Consider the following 22,429-nt stretch of genomic DNA (forward strand, 5'->3'; position numbering starts at 1 on the left):
CTAACGCACTCGCTGCTTTTCCTCCAGCTGCTGCACAATGGCCCGCTCCCGTTTGCCGTCCTCGGGGCGATTCATAATGAAATAGATTGTCGACAGAATGATGTGCGGTTCCATCCATTCTGGATCTGACTTCGTCAGCGATTCCAGTAATTGAATCGCTCCTGCATTATTCCCCTCGGACTTATAAACCCTGGCAAGTTCCAGCCGCGCAAGAGGCCAGCCCGGCCGCAACGTCAGCGCCAGTTCCAGCAGCGGCCGGGCAGAAGCCTGATCTCCCCGCTCGGAATACAAAACTCCGAGGTACAGATTGGCGTCAAAATCATTCGGTTCGCTGCGCAGAGCCGCCTGAAATGCCTCAGCTGCCGCATACCTGTTGCCGGATGCATACAGGCATTTTCCCTTGAGCGTCTGCGCTCCTGGATAATTCGGATTGATCTTAATTGCCTCTTCGGCATTCGCCTGCGCCTCATGAAACTGCCTGCGCTCAAAACGCATCGTTCCGGCGATCATCCATGCATCGGCAGCACCGCGCGCTCGCGCGACCGTTTCCATTCGCTGCACGCCCTCACCGGTTTTTCCGGTCCGGATCATCGCGTAGCCAAGCACATACTCAAGATCCAGATTGTTTTCGTTACCTTTCTCGAGTGGAGCCAAGGTTTCATATGCTTCCGCATCTCTTTGCAGCTTGATGTCCGCATAGCCCAGCAGCGCTGCGGCGCGCACATCCTGCGGATGGCTCGCAAGAATCTCTGAAAGTTCCCGTCGTGCATGATCCAGATCGCCGGATCGGTAGTCCGCAATCGCCCTGTCCATCTGCGCCTTGGGATCGTCCTGAGGCACGCTCTGCTGCGCAGGAACTCCCGCGGCCGCACACAACGCAGGCGTCAGTACAAATGGCAAAACGGATCGCATAGCAGTTCTGATTCTACTGTGGCATACGCGGCAAATCGTACAATCCATAGAGGCAATGCAATCCAGAGCAATCATCTATTGTGTGTCCGTGGTGCTGGCGACTCTCGGTTTTACTTCCTTGGTCCTGGCGCAGCAGTCTGACGCGCCCATTCAATTCCAACTCACCACACTTCCCTTTCAGGTGGATGGCAGCCCCACCAAAGCCAAGAACATGCCGGAAACGATGGCCGGTGGCGTCGCTGTCTTCGATTACAACGGCGATGGACGTCCCGACATTTTCTTTACCAATGGCGCGGATATCGCCACGCTTAAGAAAACCTCCGCCAAATATTCCAACCGCCTCTTCCGCAATGACGGCAACGGCAAATTCACGGATGTCACCGCGCATGCCGGCCTGGCCGGTAAGGGCTTCGATATCGGCGTCGCCGTTGGCGATTACGATAACGACGGCCATCCAGATCTCTTTGTCGCTGGTGTCCATGGCAACACGCTCTATCACAACAACGGCGACGGCACCTTCACCGACGTTACAAAGCAGGCGGGGCTGGATCAATGGACCGATCCCGAGTACGGGCCTTTGTGGTCCGTGGCCGCCGTGTGGGTGGATGTCAACAACGACGGCCTACTCGATCTTTTCGTCGTCAATTATCTGCAATGGAGCTACTCCGACCAGCCACGCTGCGTTACCGAGAACACGGCTGAGTACTGCCATCCCCGCTATTTCAAAGGGCAACCTAACCAGCTCTTCATCAACCAGGGCAATGGAACTTTCAAAGATGCCTCGAAGGAATGGGGTATTCGCGAGCAGGTCGGTAAAGGAATGGGCGCGGGCGTAGCCGATTATGACCTCGATGGGAAGCCCGACATCTTCGTCACCAATGACGCCGAATACAACTTTCTCTTTCACAACCTGGGCAAAAAGTTTGAAGAGGTCGCCTTCCAGACGAATGTCGCGCTCGCTGAGGATGCGGCATTCATCTCCGGCATGGGCCTCGATTTCCGGGACATCGATAACGATGGCTACCCGGATATCGGATATGTAGCTCTCAAAGGCCAGACCTTCCCCGTTTACCGCAACACCGGCAAAGGGGATTTCGTCGAGATCACATCGCAGACGGGTATTCGCGCCGGCAGCATGAAAATGTCCGGCTTTGGCGCCGGGTTTTATGACTTTGATAATGACGGATGGAAGGATTTCTTTGTCACCCGCGGCAATGTCACCAGCTCCTGGCCGCTCGGTTATGCCTTCGGCGAGCCTAACGCGGTCTTTCGCAATCCCGGCGCAGGCGGCGGCAAGTGGACAGCCTACGTGGCCGAAGCCGGCTTCACGGACGCAACGATAGCGCGCCATCGCGGCTGCGCTTTTGGAGACTTCGACAGTGACGGACGCATCGATATCGTCGCCACCAGCGTTGACGCCCCTGCCGAACTCTGGATGAATCGCAGTCCACATGCCGGACATTGGCTTGACATCGCCCTTACCGGCGTCAAATCCAACCGGGATGGCATCGGCGCGCGCATCAAGGTTGTGACCAAAGCCGGCGCGCAGTATAACCATCAGACATCCAGTGTGGGCTATGCCTCATCGAGCCTGGGCCCCGTACACTTTGGCCTCGGTGCAGAAACCCGCGCGCTTACCGTGGAAATCACCTGGCCCAGTGGCACTGTTCAGAAGCTCGAAAACATCAACGCCGATCACATCGTAAAAGTTACAGAGGCAGTACCAAAGAACTAATCGGCCGCGCTATTGTGTGCGCGGCGCCCCTGTCTGCTGCTGCTTCGCGTCAAGCTGCTGCACAATGCCGCGCTCGCGCTGCCCATCTTCCGGACGGTGCAGCTTGTAGTACAGCGCCGCAAGCTCGACATGAGGATCGAGCCAGCTCGGGTTTGCTTTTTCCAGATCTTCCAGCGTCTTTGCAGCCTCGGCCTCTTTGCCTGTCATCGCATTCAGCTTCGCCATCTGAAAGCGCGCCTGCGCCATCTCCGGCTGCAACGCCAAGGCTTGTTCCAGCAGTGGCCGTGCCTGATCGAACTCACGCTTCTTCACGTGCATCGTGCCCAGGTAGAGGTTCGCCATAAAGTCCTTCGGATTCTGCCGCAATGCCGCCTCAAATGCCGGCTGGGCTCCTTCCGTATCGCCCATGGCATCCCGGGCCTGACCTGCCAGCGTCGCCAGCCCTGGAAAATCGGGATTCAGCTTCATTGCGGTATCCAGATCCTTGCGCGCTGCTTCAAACTCGCGCCGATGCAGCCTCGCCGATCCAGCAATCACCCACGCATCCACCGAGTTCGTAGCGGCCGCAGCCTTCTCCATGCGCGGCATTCCCTCCACTTCCCTGCCGCTTTCAATCAGCGCATACGCCAGCACATATTCAAAATCCATGTTGTCGCTATTCGCTGACTCAAGCGGCATCAGCATCCCTGCAGCCTCTTCAGCCCGGCCCAGCTTCACGTTGCAGTAGCCAAGCAGCATTGCCGCTGTGAGTTGCCCGGGACGTTCATCGTGAACAGACTTGAACTGTGGCACTGCATTCTCGCAATCGCCTTTTTTGTAATAGGCCAGAGCCATGTTCAGACGCACTGAGGTTTTATCCGGCACCAGCTCCAGCGCGCGCTTGTCCTCTTCGACTGCAGCGTCAAACTGACCGGCGGCAGAGAGCGCCGCGCCAAGATTCGCGTGCGCGTCCCCGAAGTTCGGGCGCAGTGCCAAAGCCTTTCGGTAAATCTCAATCGCACTCTGTAGATTCCCCGCCTGCTGCGCCGTAATACCCTGACGCAGAAGGTCGTCCGCCTGCTCGCTTGCTGCAGAACCCTGTTGCTGCGCCCCAGCCGGGAGGGCCAGCGCTGCCAGCACTAAAAGAAAAAAACGCATAATGACAAGGATAAAACGAGTGGCGCGTGGCGCGAAATACTCGCTACTGCGGCTTGGTGCCCTCTGCCGGTTTCTCTTGCGGCGCGGCTATCGGCGCACTCCCGGCTTCGTTGTAGTCCACGATTCTCATGCTCGATCCAAACCGCTTGTAATCGCGAAACTCCATCGTATTCATCACCGCCGCATGGCCCTTCACCAGCCGCATCTGCGCGCTCACCGGCAGCAGATAGTCATGGCTGTTGATCGAAACGTAATCGTAGTCCACGCCGATGCTTGTTGCGCGTGTCTTGAAGGTCGGCGGCATCTCGTCGGCAATCAACGTCACTCTCCGCACGCGGCGCGTCACCGAGTCGATGAACACCTGCCCATGAAAGGCCGCCATCACCTCATGGTTGTCCGTGTCCACCACACCGAAGCTTGAGTTCTCCTTCGCAACCTTGTAGTTGAAAACCTGCACAGGCTGATCGTTCAGCTGGTCGGTCTCCTTCCACACAAGCTCCGCCTTCGATTTCTCTCCGAAGATCGACTTCAATACGCCGCCGAATTCGCCCGTGGAAACAGCACCCTTCATGCCGTCGCGATCCACTTTACTCGTCTTGCCGTTCACTTCCAGTGTGTTGCGTGATTCTATCTTGTCGCGGAAACGCAGCAGCTCCACGATCGTGTCCTGCAGCTTCCATCGCCCGCTCGCGGATCCATCCACCGAGCGGTTGGTCACCTCGATACACATGAAGTTTGGAAGCCCCTCGTTGTAATCCAGCGCTGCATGCCGCGCGTCTTCCACAAGCTGATGCGCCTCGGCAGTCGCCAGCGGCGGAAACGGATTCGTTGCCGCGCCGATTGCCAACGTGCCCGGCCCATGCGCCTCCGTATCGCCAACCGTCAGCGATACATCCACCTTTGCAGGAGCTCCGCCACCCATGATCGTAGCCGCTTCTCCATCCACGTGGAATGCAATATCGCTCTCCGCTGTTTTGCCGCCCTGCGTAAAATACGCCTTCACCTTGTAGTCGCCCGGCGTCAGCGCATGCGATCCAAAGCTCGACAGATACGGCATCGCCGCGCCATCCGCATCGGCGGCGATATGAACCGGCAGTGTCGAACGTTGCCCGGCCTTACCGTTGTGCCAAACCTCTAGTTCCAACTTCGGCGCGTCTTTCACTGTCGCGTCTGGATGCGCTATGAAGAAGATCGAAACGCCCTTCGCATTCTCCGGCAGTTCGCCTGTCAGATTCGGCGTTACCCGGCCCTTGTCGTAGCGCAGCGGTTCCAGCGGATCGTCATCGTCATTTTCATGCACTGGATCCATCTTGCGTACCAGCACCATGTCGCTCAGCACCGCCGGCGGAGGAACTGTAAACGGTATCCGCTGCGCGCCGATCTTTCCGCGCTGCTCGTCGGAGACTGCCACCTCCAGCGTGTACTCGCCCGGCGTGGTCAAAAAGTACCGGTGCAGCTCGATTGTGCCGGTGTGATCGCGGTCCAGCTGCTCCAGTGCGCCGCGCTTTGTAATGTCCTCGCCAAAGTGCTCCACGATCACGCCGGATTTGTCCACGATACGCCCGGCCACAATCACATGGGCCATGTATAGATTCGTGTTCGCGTCCTGCTTCGTCTCTAGTCCACTTAGCGGGACCTCAACCGCAACGGTATTGGTATTCCCGCCGGCGAGATCACCAAAGCGAAGCAGCGCTGCGTGAAAGTCCACATCATTCGGCAGCTTCAATTCGCCCAGAGTCTTCAGCAGTGGCGCTTCGAATGGCCGTATACTTCCATCCGCGCCCGGAGCCAGCGCATAGTAGCCTGTCTTGTACTTCACGTGCACGTTCGCGCGCACCGGCTTCACTTCAATTGAGTGAAAGCTTCCGTCGTACTCCTTGGTCGGCGGCGCATACGTTCCCTCGTAATAGGTGTTCAAGTCCTCCACCATCTGCTCGAGAGGACGCTTTACATTTACCTGCGCGTCGATATAAATCCCGCCCGTACTCACCGCCAGGTCTGCCATCGGGCTCTTCGCCGCAAACATCTCGTAGTCATGGCTCTGCCGGTGCCAGTCCGTCATCACAGCAACGTCCTGCGCCACGCCCCAATTCGCCGCGCCCGACCCCTGGTCTGGCGCGCCCGCAATCGGTCCCGATCCCTGCTGCTCTGTCGGCACCAAGATCCTTGGATCGGGCCCGGCTCCTATCACGGTCATCTTGGGATTAAAAGTTGCGGTATTGAGCCCTATTGCCGTTGCCATCTGGTACTGCGCGCCTACATCCAGCGCGTCCATGTCGATCGTGTAGATCGTCACGCCGGACCGGCTCGCCGCAGCCTCAATCGTCTTGAGAAACTGCTTCTGCGCGGTATCCATCTGCCGGTTAGTCGTGAAGTAGATCAGCGCCTTCCGCTCATTCAGCTTCTCCTGCGATTTCACAATCGCCAGCATCGCCGCCAGAGCCACCGGCGTATGCTGCTCATGCGCAATGGTATGTGTGTCCTGCAGCGCCTTCACCAGCGTCTCTGCCAGAGCGCGCTCCTGCGTTGAAACGTGCGTGCCCGTAGTGTCTGCGCCGGTGCGCGCAATGGCAATCAGGTTTTTCTCCCCAGCAGCGGCCGCCTTGACTCGCGCATCCTCAGCCGGGTCCACCACCAGGCCAACGGAAAGCTGTGCGGAGGAATGTGTCGTAATCGCTCGGCTATTCGTCGCTACTGTAATCGCCTCTTCCACGGCCTTGCGATGGTCCGTAAATCCCTGGATCAGCCGCAGCCTGCTCCCGAGATCCAGCACTGCAACCGAGGTGTTCTTCTCCGGCAGCGCCTTCAGAAACTTCTGGCCCAGCACCTGCACCGTCTTCGCCATGGTGTCGCCAAAGCGGTCAAAGACAAACGTAATCGCGTAGCCGTGTGTCGAATCACCTTTCACCAGGTGCAAGCCGTTCAATTTCACAGGCGCGCCGTTATCCGTAACGGTCACGTCCTCTGCCTTGATGTCCAGCACCGGATTGTTCTTCTTGTCGTGTGCAACAAAGTCCAGCGAGACCTCATTCACTGTCGTCGAGAACGTCGGTGTCGGCGCGGCTTCCGGCGCGGGTGCGGGTGGATTCTGTACAGGAGGCTGCTGCGTGACTGGAGCCTGCGCCATCGCCAGGGAACCAATCGCAAGAACAAGCGCTGCAAGGCAACGCGCGGGAATAAGGCCAGTTACACGAATCGTCATTGTCATCTCAGTCGTCATCATTCAGGAATTGCTGAGCAGAGAGAGCGGTACCCTCACGTCAACCAGTGTGCAATGGCCAATACGCGTTCTGGCTCTGATTTTTGCTTGTATGGCATTGTAGCGATTCCGCGCTACCAGAGGCGATGAATTTTTACACCGCGATACTGACCACAGTCATTGCTGTATCCCATCGAATGCTGTCCGCAGCAACTCGCGCCCCATCTCGACCTCTGCCGGCAGAATGGTATGCGGCCGCAGCACATGTTGACGCACCTCTACCCGCGCGCCCATTGCCTCCAGCTCACGCGCAGACTCCTGCACCCTTACCCACGGCACATGCGGATCTGGATCGCCCGAACTGAACAGCACCGGTGTACCCTCAAGCGATCCCTCGTGATGCAGATTCATCCCCGGCGGCCCGATCAGCCCCCCAGTAAACGCCGCCACTGCCGCGTACCGCCTCGGATGCCGCGCCACAAACTCCGTGGACAGACATGCCCCCTGCGAAAATCCACTCACCGCAATTCGCTCCGGGTTAATCCCCACCGCCAGGCACCGTTCTACCAGCCATTCCACCAGCCTGAGCGCGGAAGAAAGCCACGGCTCATTCTCCTGAATGGGTGCAAGAAATGACTTGGGATACCACGTATGCCCCACCGCCTGCGGAGCCAGCAAGGCCACACCCTCCGGCGCAATCTCATATCCCAGCCCCAGAATGTCTGTGGCGGAGGCCCCGCGCCCATGCAGCAGAATCAGTGCGCCGCGCGCCTCGTACAAGGGCGCGCCGGCCTCAATGACCTCCGCATCCGCATGCGGGCCACTTAACCCTGTGCCAGTAGCCATCACAGCGCCTTCTGGTAGTGGAGCGTAATCGGCGGCACCAGGTTTTCAATCACACTTCGCCGGCTCTCAAGCCAGGCGGGAAGCTTTAGCGCCTCGCCCAGCGTGTCAGCCGATTCGTCGGTCGCAAATCCCGGCACGTCTGTTGCAATTTCAAACAGCACACCGCCCGGCTCGCGAAAGTAAATCGAGTGGAAATACGTCCGGTCCAGTACCGGCGTGATGTTCAGCTTCAACTCTTTCAGCGCCTCGCGCCACGCAAGCTGCTCCGCATCGTCCGTCACGCGAAACGCAATATGATGCACGCTACCCGAGCCCATTCGCCCATACGTCAGTTGCGTCTGCACCAGCACGTCGATATAACTCGCCAGCCCATCGCCCGTTGCAGCGGTCGTTGCGGTGGAAGTAAACCGATAACGATTGCCATCGCTCTCTGACTGTGCGTAGCCCATCTTTTCCAGCACCTGCGCCGTAAGATCAAAGCCCCCTTCGCACAGCGTCACGCCGAAAAATCCATGAATCCCATGCTCCGCGGGAACCTCGCTCTGCCGCACCGGCTTCGCCGGATCCCCCACCGTATCGCCAATCACTTCCAGTTTCATCCCATCTGGATCTGCAAACGCCAGCACGCGCTTTCCAAATCGCTCCGCGGACTTCTCGACCGGAATCCCTGCACTCAGCAGCCGCTTCTCCCAGTAATCCAGCGACTCGTGCGCCACACTGAAAGCCGTCGCGGAAGTCTCTCCAATCCCGCAGTTGCCGCGCGAGGCGTGAGGCCAAGCAAAAAACGTGAGCAGCGTCCCCGGCGAACCAGCATCGTCACCAAAGTAAAAGTGGTATGTGCCCGGATCGTCAAAATTCACCGTGCGCTTCACCAGCCGCAATCCCAGCAGCTCGGTGTAGAAATCCAAATTGCGCTGCGGGTCGGAAGCAATGGCGGTAACGTGATGCAAACCAACAATCGGCTCTGGCATGGGGAAATCTCCGTTTTGCTTAGGTCTGCATTGAACCACAAGCTCGATGAAAAAGAAAACCCCGGCGCTTCGCTGAGCGGCCCTAGACTGTAAAAAGCTGCAAAGAAGGTTTGGATGAAGAGAATTCCATTCAACGCATTGGTAGTGCTTGCGTGTCTTGCGGGGTCCGATCCTCGAATCTTTGCACAGACAAGCACGCCGGCCACTCAGGCACCAAGCGCGAGTCAGCCCGGCGAGACAAGCCAAACCGGCCAGCCACGTCAGAAACCGTCCTCCAAGCCTGCTGACGCTGCTCTCACTCCCGACGATCCAGAGGAGCAGATTCCTGTGGTGAGGTTGGAGTTCAAGCCCGCCGGAGTTGTTCCCGGGGTCAGCGGCACATCCGCTTTCGTCAACCCAGTTGTATGCTCCGCGGATGGCGTTCCATATGTGTCCTTCATGGATGCAAAAAGCATTAGCATTGACTCCGTGACCTCGCTTGATCCGAAGGGAGGTCATGTCTTTTCTACTCAGCAGATTCAGGGCCTGTATGGCATCAGCTCCATTCTCGGAGTCTCTGTGACCGATTCGATGGTGGGTCTTCGCATCACTGCGACAAAAGACCCCACGAAGTCTCCGCAAACCATCGGCACGGGACAGGGAGCGCCGCCCATGAATGGTTATTCCGGCAAGCGCCGTTTCTTTCTTGCGGAATTCGACCTGAGCGGCAATTTCATCAAGGCGGTGGAACTGCCGGAAGAGCTGTACATCTGGCGGCTGGCTGCGCTGCCGGACGACTCCCTGCTGGCGCTGGGATATGACCTCATCAATGCCCGGCCACACCTGATGATTCTCGACTCCGGCGGAGAGAGAAAGCGGGACCTGCAGATTCCGGCCATGATGGATGAGAATACTGTCTTTTCAGAAGCGTCGTCTGGTGATTGGAAGAAGCGGAATCAGGCATTGGGCGCCCTGAACTCGTGGCAGTTTGCATGGGCACGGCAGAAGGTGCTGCTGTTTCAGGCGCATTCCAGCGCGCCGATTCTGGAAGTCGGAGCCGGAGGCGCTGTGCGAGAGGTCACGATTGAGCATCCGAAAGGCTACGGGATCGATAGTGTGCTTCCATCAAACGACCGCTGGCTGATTCGCTTCCGCAAGGACGGGTTAAGCGAAATGGGAGCAATTGACTCCGATCCGAAGACAAAGAATTATGTACTATATGAGGTTGATTCGACGGATGGCAGCTTGAAGCGGCGGATTGAGATGGCAGACGGGATGTTTTACAGCTCCAGTTGCGAAAAGGATGGGACCGTCACGGCCTTCACTATCGATCAAGGTAAGGTCAACCTGTTTTCCGCCGATCTGGGAAGGTAATTTCCGGCCATAACGGAAGAAGTTTCATTGCGCAAAAGAAGACCCCGGCGTCACCACCGGGGTCTTCGTCATTCGCCCTTCTTGCCTACTGCCGCTGGTTTATCTTCGTCAGCAGCCGCAGAATCTCCAGGTACAGCCACACCAGCGTCACCAGCAGCGCAAACCCGCCATACCACTCCATGTACTTCGGCGCGCCGGCATTTACGCCCTGCTCAATGAGAGCAAAATCCAGCACCAGGTTCAGCGCCGCAACAATCACAATCACCACGCTGATGCCGATGCTAAGCGGCCCCGATCCGTTGATGGTCATGAACTGCACGTGGAAGAATCCCATGACCATCTGGAACAGGTAGAACAGCGCAATTCCGCCTGTCGCCGCCATCACGCCAATCTGAAACTTGCGCGTTGCGCGAATCAGACCGGAGCTGTACGCCAGCAGCAGCGCAATAAGCGTTCCAAAGGTCAGGCAGATCGCCTGGAACGCAATCCCGTGATACTTTGCGTCAAACACGGCTGATATGCCGCCCAGGAATAGCCCCTCGCACAGCGCATACATCGGCGCGGTCACCGGCGCCCACTGCTTCTTGAAGATCGTCACCATCGCCAGGATGAATCCGCCAAAGACGCCCAGCATCATGTACGGCGCCACCGCTGACATATCCTGTGACTGCGTAAACAGATACCACGTCCACGAGGCCGTGGCCATCACGCACAGCAGCAGAATCCCCGTCTTATTCACCGTTCCGCTCAATGTCATGCGCGCCGAGGCATCAATCGCGCCGCCATATCGAGTCTGAAACGCATTCCCGCCAAAGGCCGGGTTGGAAGTTCTCATCAGAGGCACAGAAGTTCACTCCTTCTATCGGAAAAACCGCCACAAAGCAGCCAATCTTCCCTATGCTTATATTCTAAATCTCGACGACCATGACCCGCTGCCTTCGCAACATCCCCCGAGCCCTCGCCTTAGCCGCCATCCTTCTGCCCAATCTCTGCGCTCAAACCACGTCCGCCCCACCAACGCGTGGCTTTGCGTCCATTGACGCCCTCATGCAGGACGCCGTCGCCAAAGGCACAGTCCCCGGCGCAGTCGTCCTCATCGGCCACAACGGCCACGTCGTCTACCGCAAGGCCTTTGGCTCGCGCTCGCTTGAACCCACCCGCGAGCCCATGACCGTCGATACCATCTTCGATCTCGCCTCACTCACCAAGTGCATCGCCACAACCTCCGCCGTCATGGAGCTGGTGCAGCAGGGCCGCATCCGCCTCAACGCCACTGTCGCCAGCTACATTCCCGAGTTCGCGCAGAACGGTAAGGAAGATATCACCGTCCGCGAGCTCATGACGCACTACTCCGGCCTCGCGCCCGACCTCGATCTCAAAGCCCCATGGCAAGGCCGCGACACCGCCTACACCATGGTCATGCAATCCAGGCCCGCCAACCCTCCCGGCACACGCTTCGTCTACAGCGATATCAACTACGAAACCCTAGGCTTCCTCGTCGAAAAAATCTCCGGTCTCTCACTCGACGACTACACCGCGCGCTACGTCTTCGCCCCGCTCGGCATGAAGGAAACCCGCTTCCTGCCGCCATCCTCGTGGATTCCGCGCATTGCGCCTACGCAGTACGATGAGCAGAACCACATGCTCCGCGGCGTGGCACATGATCCCACCGCACGACGCATGGGTGGAGTCGCCGGTCACGCCGGCCTCTTCTCCACCGCAGACGATCTCTCCCGCTTCGCCGAAGAACTACTCCACGGCACGCGCATCCTGAACCGCGCCATCATCGAGAAAATGTCCACGCCCCAGCAGCCCGCCACAGGCCCGGCGCTGCGCGGCCTCGGCTGGGATATCGACTCGCCCTTCTCCACCAATCGCGGCGAGCTTCTGCCCGTCGGCTCCTACGGCCACACCGGCTTTACCGGCACTTCGCTCTGGATCGATCCCATCACAGACACCTACGTCATCCTTCTCGCCAACGGCGTCCATCCGCGCGGCGGCCATCCCGTCACCGATCTCCGCGGCCGTCTCGCCACCACCGTCGTGGACGCACTCAACCTCACCGTCGCTCAGGCCGAAAACTACCGTCTCGCCCGCAACACCGGCTACAACGAATCCCTCATGGCCGCGCATCGCCTCTTCTCCCGCAACGGCGACGTGAAGGTTGGCATCGACGTCCTCGAAGATCACAGCTTCAGCGATCTTCATCCCGAAACGGCACACCCTGTCCGCATCGGCCTCATCACCAACCACACCGGCATCGACGCGCACGGCCAGCGCACCGCAGACGTCGTCGCACACGCACCCGGCCTGCAACTCGCCGCTCTCTTCACACCCGAACACGGCATCGCGGGCAAGCTCGATACCACGCAGATCGGCAACTCACGCGATGAAGCGACGGGCGCCGTCATTTACTCCGTCTACGGCGAAGGCGATGCAAAGCGCCGTCCCACCGCCGAAGAGCTCGCCACCATCGACGCGCTTGTCTACGACATTCAGGACATCGGCGTGCCCTTCTACACCTACGAGTCCACGCTCGGCTACTTCCTTGAAGCCGCCGCCAAATCCAACAAGCCCATCTACGTCCTCGACCGCCCCAACCCCATCGGCGGCGCTTATGTGCAAGGCCCCGTTGCAGATGCCGGGCACGAATCTTTCGTCGGCTATACGCAAACACCCATCCGCCACGGCATGACCATCGGCGAGCTCGCGCGCCTCTTCAACTCCGAGCGCGGGATCAACGCAAAGCTCACCGTCATTCCCATGCAAGGCTGGCAGCGCGGCGACTGGTTCGACTCGACAGCCCGCACCTGGATCAATCCCTCGCCCAACATGCGCAGCCTCACAGAAGCCTCGCTCTACCCCGGCATCGGCATGATCGAAGGCACCAATATCTCCGTCGGCCGCGGCACAGACACGCCGTTCGAGCTCATCGGTGCACCGTGGATTGAAGCCTCCGTTCTCGCTCGCTACCTGAACGCCCGCGAGATTCCCGGCGTACGCTTCGTCCCCATCCAGTTCACACCCAACGATTCGAAGTATGCCAATCAGCTCTGCAGCGGTGTCAACATTCTCCTCACCGACCGCAATTCTCTCGACGCGCCCGAGCTAGGCGTCGAGATCACGTCCGCTCTTCAGCATCTCTATCCCAACGACTACAAAATCGCGGCTCTCGACACGCTCATGCGCAGTAAGTCTACCCTCAACGCCATCACCTCCGGCGCAGATCCCCGCCGCATCGCAATGGACTGGGACGACGCCCTCAGCGCCTTCCAAATCACTCGCGCCAAATACCTGCTCTATTAATTGCAGCAAAAATCAGCTGTCAGTGGATTTGTCTTTCAACTACCAGCCTGCTCCTCAGCAGGCTTACATCCCATTCGGCGAACTCATCACCGCACGCTTCGTCCGCATCAGCCGGTTCACAATCTTGTACCGATCTCCCCGGTACGTCGATTTCACATGCTCCACCGGTCTACCATCCTCGCCAAACGAAAGGCGCGTAAACAGAAACACGGGGCTCTGCCGCGGAACCTTCAGCAAGCGCGCCTCTTCCGCATTCGCTTTGCCTACTTCAATCACTTCCTCGGTGATCGTCAGCTGAATCCCATACCGGCTCGCCAATTTTTCATACAGTGAAGTATCCGGGTCAAATGTTTCCAGCAGATCCGGACACATGCTTTCCGCCAGGCAGCTGCACTCAATTCCAATCGGCATTGAATCCTCATACCGCACGCGATGCAGCCGGAAAACCTTCTCATCCTCGCCCAGCCCCAGCGCGGCATGCGTCTCCGGCGTCGGCTTCTGCATTTTGAACGAGATCAGTCTCGAATGCGGCGTCGCACCATGCGCCCGCGCCTCTTCGCTGAAACTCAGCACATGCCGGAACTCCTTCTCGAGTTTCACGCCCGAGATATACGTTCCCTTGCCCTGCCGGCTGTAAATCAGCCCCAGCTCGCTCAGCGACTTCACCGCCTGCCGCACCGTCATCTGGCTCACGCCCATCTGCGCCGCAATCTTCTGGATGGAAGGCAGCGGCTCCGATGGCTTGTACACACCCGATTGAATCTGGTGCGCCAGCCGCTGCTGGATCTGCTGATACAGCGGCAGTCCATTTCCGCGATGCAGCGGAAGTGTCGGATGAGTTCGTACAGCGGTCATTTGCTTTCCTGATATACCAGATTCAAAGCCAAGTCAATGCCTTCCGGGCGAACGGAAAAACAATATATAAGGAAAGCATAAGTAACAAGAAGTTCTCATGCATTCCTCATTGACTTCGGAATCGCACCCAGTATACCGTTTCGTCATTCGGTCATCTAGATGAATTCTCCGAACGTAGAGAACAAAACGCCGAAGCAGTAAAGAGCGCAAGCCAATACACCTTTCTGGAGAAACCATGAAACGATCCATAATGAGATGGATGCTTTGTTGCATCCTGTCTGTCGCAAGCGTTGCATTCAGCCAGAGCGCAAACACCTCGCTTCGCGGAGTGATCACAGACTCCAGTGGCGCTCTTGTCCAGGGCGCATCCATCATGCTCTCCAATACTGCCAACGGCAACAGCTATCATGCACTCTCCGACGCTGCCGGATACTATATCTTCCCCATCGTCCCTCCTGCGCGCTATGGGATCACGCTCAGTTCCAACGGTTTCGCCACGCAGAAGCGCACAGCCGAGCTGCTCGTAGATCAGCCGGCCACAATCAATTTCGCACTCAGCGTCCAGGCAAACACGGTTACCGTCGACGTCAGCTCCGAGGCGGAGACACTTAACTTTACGGATGCCTCGATGGGCAACGCCGTCGGCAACACCACCATCGAAGCGCTTCCCATGGATGGCCGCAATCCCATCAACCTGCTCAGCCTGCAGCCCGGCGTGCTTTACATGGGCAATGAAGTCTCAGACAGCCGCCAGGGAGCTGTTGCTGGAGGCAGGTCCGACCAGGGCAACATCACCCTCGACGGCATGGACGACAATGATCAGATCTTCGGCACCGCTTTCTCCGGTATCCTGCGCTCCACGCTCGACTCTACCGAGGAGTTTCGCGTAACCACCTCCAACGGCACTGCCGCCGCGGGCCGTTCCTCAGGCGCTCAGGTCAACCTGGTCACCAAGAGCGGAACCAACCGTGAGCATGGCTCGCTCTATGAGTACTATCGACCCACCAACACTGTCGCCAACTCCTTCTTCAACAAGAACCAACAGATCCTCTCGAATGATCCGAACGTCCCTCAAAAATATGTGCTCAACACGTTTGGCGGCACCGTGGGCGGGCGAATCAAGACGAATAAGCTCTTCTACTTCTTCAACTATGAGGGCCAGCGCCAGGCCATCTCCAACGTCGTAGAGGCCACCGTCCCTACGCCCACCTTCATGCAGGGCAGCCTTCAATACACTGACACGGGTGGCGTGAACCAGCTCCTCACGCCATCGCAGGTTGCCACTATGGACGCGCCTTGCCTCAGTAACACCTTCAACGGTCAGCCGGTTTGCACCACGCCAGGCGCCAATGCCGCCATACTCAGCTATCTTGCGCCCATCACAACGTCTACCAACCCGGTCGGTGGAGACGGTGGCTTGAATAGCGCCGCCCTGTTCTTCGCCTCGCCTGCGCCTTCCACCCTCAACACCAGCATTCTCAAGTTTGACTACCTCCCCAGCAGCAAGCATCACCTCTTCGTTCGCGGAAACCTGCAGAAAGACACCTCCACAGGGGATGAGAACCTTCCCGGACAGGGCCCTTCCACCTTTTACGATGACAACACCAAAGGCATCGCGGCCGGCTACACCTGGACTCCTACCACGCACATCGTCAACGATGTGCGTTATGCCTTTATCCGCCAGGGGTGGCAGAGTGGCGGAATCGCTCCCGGCAACTGGGTTGACATCTACGGCCTCACGCAGCCCACCGCTCAGACCGGCACCACCCTGCTCCACGTGCCGGTGAATAACATTACGGATACACTCACCTGGAACAAGGGATCGCACACCTTCGCCTTCGGCGGAAACTGGCGCGGCATCACCAACCATCACTCCGGCAACACAGCTTCTTTTGCGGGTGCCAGCACCACCTATCAGTATGCCAACACCCTAGACCTGCCCACGCCCGCAAACATGAGCGCCAACTTTACAAATTCCTGGTCGCTCGCCTGGGCCGATCTGATGGGCGTCATCCCTCAGGTAAGCCAGCCTTATAACTACTCCATTACCAGCCCCACCGCGGCAACGGCCCAGACGGAAGGCACGCCCGTCACTCGCAACTTCCGCTCCAACGAATGGGAAGGCTTCGCTCAGGACGCCTGGCATCTCCGCAGTAACCTGACCATCACCTACGGCGTGCGCTACACCCTGCTGCAGACGCCCTATGAAACCAACGGCCAGCAGATTTCTTACACCACTGACATGGACGCCTGGTACAAGAAACGCGAGTCAGAAGCGCAACAGGGCATTATCTACGAACCAACCCTTGAGCTGGCCCCTTCCGGCAAAGTCAATCACGCGCCAGGATTCTGGCCCATGCAGAAGGATGCTGTCGCCCCGCGTCTCGGCATTGTCTTCGCGCCCAGCGCAAGAACCTCCATCCGCGCCAGCGGCGGCATGTATTACGACCACTATGGCGAGTCCATCGTGAATACATGGGACACCAGTGGCGAGAGCGAAATTGGTCTTGCGGCGGAAGTCACCAATGGAGCGGATCAGTATGGCTTCGAGAACGCGCCGCGCTTTACCGGCCCCCACGACATACCCGCGATTCCATTGCCCACAACTCCCACTTCGCTGACCTACCCCTTCGCCCCAAATGTGGACGACTACGGGATCAACTGGGGCATGGACAACCACCTCAGAACCCCTTACGCGTATGCCTTCAATCTTTCGTTCCAGCACCAGTTTCCCGCCGGCTTCACATTTGAAGAAGCGTATGTGGGACGCCTTGGGCGGCATCTGCTGCAACAAATCGATCAGGCCGAACCAGTCAACTTTGTTGATCCGCAGGGCGGCGGTGACTACTTCAGCAACGCCGCAATCCTCTCCAGAGAAGTGGATGAGTCGCCCTCTGTTCCCGGCCATCCCAACCAGAAGGTCAACAACAATATCCAGCCCATCCCCTACTTTGAGCATGTCTTCCCTTACATGAAGAACCTTGACTACCAGGGAGAAAGCGCGACTCAATCCGTCTTCAACAACGCATGGGAACCGTTCCGCTACACCGATGGCGAAACCTTTTCCCTCATCCTGATGGACGCATTCGGCGTATTTCCGGGCTCACCCGGTACCGTCGGCGGCGCAGCTCAACCAACCTTCTGGAGCAATCAGTTCTCCTCCCTGTACGCGTTGTCTTCCATTGGCAACAGCTCTTACAACGCACTGCAGTTCACGCTTCGTCATCCCGCCTCGCACGGTTTGACCGTCGATCTCAGCTACACCTTCTCAAAGTCGCTGGATCTTGGCTCTGAAACTGAGCGCGCCAGCGTCTTTACGAATTCTGACAACGCATATACGAACTTCGGCATTCAGAACACCTGGAATCCCAAGCTCAATAAAGGAGTTTCGGACTTTGACACGCGCAGCCTGGTGAGTGGCGACTGGGTATATGCGCTTCCCGTTGGGCGCGGAAAGGCTGCGCTGAGCGGACTCAACCGCGTGGGCGATGCATTCCTTGGCGGGTGGCAATGGGCTGGCCTTTTCCGCTGGACCAGTGGACTGCCTTTTACCCTCGAATCTCCGGCCTTCCCCACGAATTACGAAAACCCAGCAATGACCTTCAACGTGGGTAACGTCAGAACCCACAGAAACTTCCAGAGTGGAATTCCGCACGCCTTTGACGCCGCGACCACTACCGCCATCGGCAACGGCATTTACACCGGCGGCCCCATTCGTCTGCCCTACGCCGGAGAAGCAGGAAGCCGCAACAACTTCCGCGGAGACGGCTACTTCGACATCGACTCCTCGCTGGCTAAAACCTGGGGCCTCGGCGAGTGGGCAAAGCTCAAGTTCGTCGCCGAAGCCTACAACATCACAAATTCCGTCCGCTTCGACCCCAGTCCCAACGGCCTCTCGGCAGGCACCGGCAACGCAACCCTCGGCACCTACAACACTCCCCTCTCCACGTACCGCCGAATGCAGTTCGGCCTCAGGCTGGACTTCTAAAGCGCCCACGAAGCACGTACGACGAAGAGGCTGGAGTTCACGCTCCAGCCTTTTCAATTTTCCGTTCCTCTCTTCTTTGGCAAATCAGCCGGAGCATGACAACGAAATATACGATCCTCACAAAATATTTATTGACTTTCGAATTGCAGTCGGTATAAGTTGTCGTCATTCGGTCATCTAGATGAGTTCCCAAGCAGAGCAGTTTCTTTACCGGGAATCAACAGAGAACGGCCTTTCAACAGCAGGGACAATCAGCTTTACCGGCCCGAACACCACCCCATGATGGCGTGAATCAGAGAAACCGGAAGCACACAGCATTTCGGAGGCAAGTGAATACCATGTCCAACACTTTCAAAAAGTGTATTTTCGCCCTGTGGATAGCCATGGGGCTGGCTCTCTACATCCCCTTTGCTGAAGCACAGAGCAGCACTTCGGGCAGCATCAGCGGCACCGTCACAGATGCAAGCGGAGCCGCGGTGCAGAATGCCACCGTCACGCTCACCAACACGGATCGCGGCTCCATAGCCGCCACCCGTAAGACAAACTCTGCTGGCTTTTACACCGCGGAATCCCTCCCCCTCGGCACCTATTCCGTCACCATTGCCTCCGGCGGATTTAAGACTGAAACCATCACCGGACTCGCCCTTCATGCTGCCGACGCGCTCACCGTCAACCGCAATCTTGTTCCCGGCGCAGTCAATGAGGTCATCACCGTTACAGCGGAACAGGCTCGCGTAAACCTCGAGGACGCGACCTCCGCCGGCCTCATCAACAGCACGCAGATCAATGAAATGCCGCTGCTCACGCGCAACTACGAAGTCCTGATGACCCTGCAGCCAGGCGTTGCTTTCGGCGGAGCCACGGACGACCTCACCCGCGGCCCCTCCGGTCTCAGTGGCGCGTCCAGTACCGTCGCATTCTCCGTCAACGGCGGCCGCACCACCTCCAACAACTGGACCATCGACGGCGCCGACAACCTCGACCGCGGCGCAAATCTCACCCTCTACACGTACCCCAGCCCTGATGCCATCGCCGAGTTCAAAACACTTCGCGGCCAGTACTCTGCGCAGTTCGGCCGCAACGCCTCCGGCCAGGTGGATGTCGTCACCAAGTCCGGCACCAACTCCATTCACGGCAGCGCCTACGAGTACTTCCGCAACAACGACCTCGACGCCAACGGCTACGCCAACAACTTTCTCGGAACCAAGATCGGCCCCTATCACTACAACGTCTTCGGCTTCTCAGCCGGCGGCCCCGTCTATATCCCCAAGCTCTACAACGGCCGGAACAAGACCTTCTTCTTCGTCTCCGAAGAGTGGCAGCGCATCATCCAGACTCTTTCCTCGGCCGAGGCCACAGTGCCGCAAGCCTCGGAGCGCAACGGCGATTTCAGCCAGTCCGGACAGAAGATCGGCAGCAACTGGACCACCGCTCCGGTCAACGTCTGCACCGCTTACACCACCAGCACAGCCAACCAGGTCAATACCTGCACTGCGGCGGGATACCAGGTCACCAACCTTTCGCCACTCGCGCAGGCTTATATGAAGGATGTCTACGCCAATATTCCCGTGCCCGATGTCGCCTACAATCTCGCGCACAATCTTGACCCGCATACCATCCTCACTAATTTCAAAGACACCTTCAACAATCTCGACTCCGTCGTCCGCATCGATCAGCAGTTCGGCCAGAGGGTCAGCGTCTTCTACCGCTACATGCATGACACCTTCCCTGAGCTGCTTCCGCAGGGCCAGTTCACCACCGTCTACATTGCCGGAGCCAACACCACCAGCGTGGTCAACCCGGGCACGCAGCATCTTGCCCACGGCACTGTTACCATCAGCCCCACTCTTGTGCTCAATGCCGGTTACGCTTTCTCGAACGGCAACATCGTCAGCACGCCATCCGGCTTCCTTGCCTCGGCCAACTCGCCGGACATCAAGCCCACGCTTCCCTATGCCAACACCGTCGGCCTGGTGCCTACACTCTCCGTCAACGGTATGACCACGCTCAACGGCAGCGTTGCCTACACCGACCACGGCACCAATCATCAGATCTTCGGCGACCTCACCAAGACCCTCCATACGCACACCCTCATCGGCGGCTTCTCTTACAGCCACTACCAGAAGCTTGAAAACAACACCACCGGCACGCAGGGCTCCTTCGGCTTCAACACGGACGTGGGTTATGCCTGCCCGGCTGCACCGGCAGCGCCCACACCTGGCTGCGTTATCTACAACGGTTACTCCGGCGAGGGAGAAGCGCAGGCCTTCGCCAACTTCCTCACCGGTAACGCGAACTCCGGCTTCAGCCAGCTTTCCAAAGACCCCGTCACAGACCAGAAGGAAGCGCTCTGGGAGGGCTTCGCGCAGGACAACTGGAAGGCTACTCCGCGCCTCACCTTCAACCTCGGCGTTCGCTACTCCTACTATGGGCAGCCCTGGGATGCCAACGGCCTGCTGAGCAACTTCGATCCGGCCAAGTACGATCCCACCAAGGCTCCCACCATCAACGCCAATGGCCTCATCTGCTTCACCGGGGCATGCAATCAAACCAACAGCAACGCCGGCCAGCCCACCACGCCCAATCCCAATGCGGATTACGCCGGCATCAACTACATCAACGGCATGATCTTCAACGGCCCCTCATCCGCCAACAACAACCAGGCTTCGCCCTGGGGCAACAAGGTAGGCCGCGCACAGAAGCTCAACTTCGCGCCCCGCTTCGGCTTTGCGCTCGATGTCTTCGGCGATGGCAAAACCGCTCTCCGCGGCGGCTACGGCTGGGCCTTTGACGATGCTGAAGTCAGCTACTACGAAACCACCGTCTTCGATAATCCTCCCGCAGTTGCCACCTACTCGGTAAGCGAAGGCTCACTGGACAGCCCTGCTGGCGGCGCTCTCACCGCACTCTCCGCCACGCCGGGCCGCCTGCAGGCTGTGCCCACCGACTACAAGACGCCTTACGTGCAGCAGTTCTCGCTGGACGTTCAACAGCAGCTCTCCCCCACCTTCTTCCTCGATCTCGGATACTTCGGCGATCACGGCACACATCTGCTCGGCGCGCTTCAGGCCAACCAGCCCTTGCCCGGCTCATGGATGGGAGTTGTCAATCCGACCTCCGCAAGCAGCGGATGCACACTCGGCGGACAGCCCGCATTCATCAGCTCCACATGCGACCGCGTGCTCAATCAGATCAAGCCCTACATCGGCTATTTCGCGATTGACTCGCTCAAAACCATCTTCAGCTCCAACTACAACTCGCTGCAGGCCAAAGCCACCAAGCGCTTCTATGGCAAAACCTACATCGACGCCAACTTCACCTGGTCCCGCGACCTCACCAACGCACAGGCCGACTACTCCGGCTTCGTTCAGAACATCTACAACATCAACGGTGATTACGGCCGCGCCGCTGTCGATCGCAAGTTCACATTCACTCTCGACGGTGTTCTCGAAGAACCCTGGTTCCGCCAGCAGCATGGCCTCACAGGCCGCCTGCTCGGCGGATGGGAGATCTCCGGCATCTACAGCGCCAACTCCGGCCTCCCGCTTACCGTCTCCGCCAGCGGCGGCAGCACGGTTCAGTACAACCTTCCCACAGGCGTAACCAGCGTCTACAACAAGCAGATCAACGGCGGCGTCGAAACCGACAACGCCGGCCTTAGCGTACTCGGCAACACCAACGCGGGTCTCCGTCCCAACCAGATCGGCGACCCCAACTCCGGTCATAACATCAAGATTCACAACAAGTCCTATGAGTCGGGAGCGAGTCCCTGGTTCTACACCGGCGCATTCGCGGCTCCGGCTCAGAACAGCCCCATCCCCGGCACCGCACGGCGCGGCACCATCGCCGGACCCGGCTATGGCAAGCTCGACCTCGGCATCTTCCGCAACTTCCGCATCTGGGATCGCGTAAATTTCCAGTTCCGCGCTGAAGCTCTCAACGTAACGAACCACACCAATGTGCAGACCATCGGCACAAGCTCCTCCTCCAGCCTCTTCGGCACTGTCGAAGGCTACCGCGACGCGCGCATCATGCAGTTCGCGGGCAAGTTCACTTTCTAGCAGGTCGCTCGAAGGTTGCTCTCTCCTGCTAGCGCCCCATTCCCGGCTCAGCCTCCTCTGCCAGGA

The 22,429-nt window shown here is 58.6% G+C and carries 12 protein-coding genes; 5 read left to right on the top strand and 7 right to left on the bottom strand.

Features of this window, described 5'->3' with window-relative positions; translation table 11 throughout:
* The gene (locus VO84_RS05680) at positions 1-912 is read right to left on the bottom strand and encodes a tetratricopeptide repeat protein (RefSeq protein ID WP_058186311.1); all 912 of its coding nucleotides are present in this window, start codon (positions 910-912) and stop codon (positions 1-3) included.
* Between the two features lie 55 nt (positions 913-967).
* On the opposite strand from VO84_RS05680, the gene VO84_RS05685 reads away from it, so the two are divergent.
* Positions 968-2,647 (top strand): CRTAC1 family protein, encoded by a 1,680-nt coding sequence (locus tag VO84_RS05685; protein WP_082661746.1) that lies wholly within the window; start codon positions 968-970, stop codon positions 2,645-2,647.
* Positions 2,648-2,656: 9 nt separating this feature from the next.
* Here the strand turns inward: VO84_RS05685 and VO84_RS05690 are convergent, their stop codons facing one another.
* From VO84_RS05690 to VO84_RS05705, 4 genes are all read right to left on the bottom strand, one after another.
* Entirely contained in the window at positions 2,657-3,784 is a 1,128-nt protein-coding gene (locus VO84_RS05690) for a tetratricopeptide repeat protein (protein WP_082661747.1), read from the bottom strand.
* 43 nt (positions 3,785-3,827) lie between these two features.
* Complete coding sequence (locus VO84_RS05695; protein ID WP_058186313.1) at positions 3,828-6,986, bottom strand: VWA domain-containing protein; 3,159 nt, start codon at positions 6,984-6,986, stop codon at positions 3,828-3,830.
* A gap of 174 nt (positions 6,987-7,160) precedes the next feature.
* A complete protein-coding gene (locus tag VO84_RS05700) occupies positions 7,161-7,829 on the bottom strand; it encodes an alpha/beta hydrolase (RefSeq protein WP_058186314.1) in 669 nt (222 codons plus the stop codon).
* Positions 7,829-8,800: a ring-cleaving dioxygenase gene (locus VO84_RS05705; RefSeq protein ID WP_058186315.1), complete on the bottom strand. Its 972-nt coding sequence runs from the start codon at positions 8,798-8,800 to the stop codon at positions 7,829-7,831. Before VO84_RS05705 ends, VO84_RS05700 begins: the two co-directional genes overlap by 1 nt.
* Positions 8,801-8,914: 114 nt before the next feature.
* Here VO84_RS05705 and VO84_RS05710 point away from each other — a divergent pair, with 114 nt between their 5' ends.
* Positions 8,915-10,153 carry a hypothetical protein gene (locus tag VO84_RS05710; RefSeq protein WP_058186316.1) on the top strand — a complete coding sequence of 413 codons (1,239 nt, stop codon included), beginning with the start codon at positions 8,915-8,917 and terminating at the stop codon, positions 10,151-10,153.
* Positions 10,154-10,238: 85 nt separating this feature from the next.
* Here the strand turns inward: VO84_RS05710 and VO84_RS05715 are convergent, their stop codons facing one another.
* Positions 10,239-10,988 (bottom strand): Bax inhibitor-1/YccA family protein, encoded by a 750-nt coding sequence (locus tag VO84_RS05715; protein WP_058186317.1) that lies wholly within the window; start codon positions 10,986-10,988, stop codon positions 10,239-10,241.
* 89 nt (positions 10,989-11,077) lie between these two features.
* Here VO84_RS05715 and VO84_RS05720 point away from each other — a divergent pair, with 89 nt between their 5' ends.
* Positions 11,078-13,459 (top strand): exo-beta-N-acetylmuramidase NamZ domain-containing protein, encoded by a 2,382-nt coding sequence (locus VO84_RS05720; RefSeq protein ID WP_058186318.1) that lies wholly within the window; start codon positions 11,078-11,080, stop codon positions 13,457-13,459.
* A 63-nt stretch (positions 13,460-13,522) separates the two neighbouring features.
* Here VO84_RS05720 and VO84_RS05725 read toward each other — a convergent pair whose 3' ends face one another.
* Positions 13,523-14,314, bottom strand: coding sequence for a GntR family transcriptional regulator (locus tag VO84_RS05725; RefSeq protein ID WP_058186320.1), 792 nt, complete (start codon positions 14,312-14,314; stop codon positions 13,523-13,525).
* A gap of 235 nt (positions 14,315-14,549) precedes the next feature.
* Here VO84_RS05725 and VO84_RS05730 point away from each other — a divergent pair, with 235 nt between their 5' ends.
* Together VO84_RS05730 and VO84_RS05735 are read left to right on the top strand one after the other, a co-directional pair.
* Positions 14,550-18,302 carry a TonB-dependent receptor gene (locus tag VO84_RS05730; protein WP_058186323.1) on the top strand — a complete coding sequence of 1,251 codons (3,753 nt, stop codon included), beginning with the start codon at positions 14,550-14,552 and terminating at the stop codon, positions 18,300-18,302.
* Between the two features lie 338 nt (positions 18,303-18,640).
* Complete coding sequence (locus tag VO84_RS05735) at positions 18,641-22,363, top strand: carboxypeptidase-like regulatory domain-containing protein (protein WP_058186325.1); 3,723 nt, start codon at positions 18,641-18,643, stop codon at positions 22,361-22,363.
* The last annotated feature ends 66 nt before the right edge of the window (positions 22,364-22,429 follow it).

Origin of the sequence: Occallatibacter gabretensis, from assembly GCF_001449115.1 — a bacterium.
Taxonomy (GTDB): domain Bacteria; phylum Acidobacteriota; class Terriglobia; order Terriglobales; family Acidobacteriaceae; genus Telmatobacter; species Telmatobacter gabretensis.

Coding starts and splice junctions, on each gene's coding strand:
- VO84_RS05680 (WP_058186311.1), bottom strand. CDS start 912: ATGCGATCCGTTTTGCCATTTGTACTGACGCCTGCGTTGTGTGCGGCC.
- VO84_RS05685 (WP_082661746.1), top strand. CDS start 968: ATGCAATCCAGAGCAATCATCTATTGTGTGTCCGTGGTGCTGGCGACT.
- VO84_RS05690 (WP_082661747.1), bottom strand. CDS start 3,784: ATGCGTTTTTTTCTTTTAGTGCTGGCAGCGCTGGCCCTCCCGGCTGGG.
- VO84_RS05695 (WP_058186313.1), bottom strand. CDS start 6,986: ATGACGATTCGTGTAACTGGCCTTATTCCCGCGCGTTGCCTTGCAGCG.
- VO84_RS05700 (WP_058186314.1), bottom strand. CDS start 7,829: ATGGCTACTGGCACAGGGTTAAGTGGCCCGCATGCGGATGCGGAGGTC.
- VO84_RS05705 (WP_058186315.1), bottom strand. CDS start 8,800: ATGCCAGAGCCGATTGTTGGTTTGCATCACGTTACCGCCATTGCTTCC.
- VO84_RS05710 (WP_058186316.1), top strand. CDS start 8,915: ATGAAGAGAATTCCATTCAACGCATTGGTAGTGCTTGCGTGTCTTGCG.
- VO84_RS05715 (WP_058186317.1), bottom strand. CDS start 10,988: ATGAGAACTTCCAACCCGGCCTTTGGCGGGAATGCGTTTCAGACTCGA.
- VO84_RS05720 (WP_058186318.1), top strand. CDS start 11,078: ATGACCCGCTGCCTTCGCAACATCCCCCGAGCCCTCGCCTTAGCCGCC.
- VO84_RS05725 (WP_058186320.1), bottom strand. CDS start 14,314: ATGACCGCTGTACGAACTCATCCGACACTTCCGCTGCATCGCGGAAAT.
- VO84_RS05730 (WP_058186323.1), top strand. CDS start 14,550: ATGAAACGATCCATAATGAGATGGATGCTTTGTTGCATCCTGTCTGTC.
- VO84_RS05735 (WP_058186325.1), top strand. CDS start 18,641: ATGTCCAACACTTTCAAAAAGTGTATTTTCGCCCTGTGGATAGCCATG.